We start from the raw sequence: 738 nt of genomic DNA, 5'->3' as shown, positions 1-738 counted from the left end.
AGAATCACAAGATCTTGAAGCCAATGGCTATAAAGGTGATCGCATTTCTCCCACCCATGCACGGCAAAGCTTTGACAGAAAACGTCAATTTGAATTATCGATTCTACAAAAAAAAGGCGATGAAAAGGTCATTCAAACACAACATTTTGAATGGATTCGTATGGCTTTAGCCGAAAAGCGCCCCCAGAAATATAGCTATCCCAAATTTGATTCTTTAAGCATTCTTGCCAGTGATTCGACTAATCACAGCGCTAAACTACAAGATTCTGGACAGATTTATGGAGCAAAGGTCGAAACAAAAATCACCTTACGCAGCTATGACTTTAAGGTAAATCAATTCGATTTTGATGACACTTATACGCTGACAGATGAAGAAGCACAACAAGAAGTACAAAAAGCTGGATTTACTTTAGAAAAAAGTACCGAACTACTTTCAGTACTCACATTGATTGATCCTTTAAAATTAGAAGATACATCTTCCCCTTCTCAAGAAACAGAGCCCCCTGAAGTCCGTATCGTGCAAGAAAATGTAACCGTTTCTCCTCAAAGTCACCGTATTGATCTGACGAAAAACTATGTTGAAGATATTATTCCTATTCGAAAAAAACAAAAGATAGCCGATGCTTTCAAAAAAACCAGTTATACCAAAGAGCAAATTGAACAGGTTGTAAAAACGCTAGAAAAAATAAGCCTTTCCGATACCCTTAAAGAGGGAAGCCTTTTACGCATTGGCATCGT

At 37.7% G+C, this 738-nt stretch carries 1 pseudogene; it reads left to right on the top strand.

The window, feature by feature from the left end:
• Positions 1–738: pseudogene (locus ACFIO3_RS15840) on the top strand (M23 family peptidase); the annotation flags it as partial.

The organism is Bartonella sp. AD328YNZD, from assembly GCF_042196425.1.
This window is presented reverse-complemented; position numbering and strand designations above follow the sequence as displayed.